Consider the following 330-nt stretch of genomic DNA (forward strand, 5'->3'; position numbering starts at 1 on the left):
CGCTGATCCCGAACCTGGGCCACCTGGGCAACGTGGCGCTGTTCGTGGCGGCGTTCTGCATCATTCTGTCGATGTACGGCGGTGGTTTTGCGACGGTTCCGGCTTACCTGGCCGACCTGTTCGGTACGCAAATGGTCGGCGCGATCCATGGTCGCCTGCTCACCGCATGGGCGGCGGCCGGCGTGCTGGGCCCTGTGCTGGTGAACTACCTGCGTGAATATCAGCTGAGCATCGGCGTTGAACGCGCCGCGGCCTACGACATCACCTTGTACATCCTCGCAGGCCTGTTGGTGCTGGGCTTCATCTGCAACCTGCTGGTGCGCCCGGTGG

The 330-nt window shown here is 64.2% G+C and carries 1 pseudogene; it reads left to right on the forward strand.

Annotation, left to right across the window (positions count from 1 at the left end):
• Nucleotides 1-330 (forward strand): annotated as a pseudogene (locus tag AC0L20_RS40385) (MFS transporter); the annotation flags it as partial.

It is taken from the genome of Bradyrhizobium sp. Kon58 (assembly GCF_055807455.1).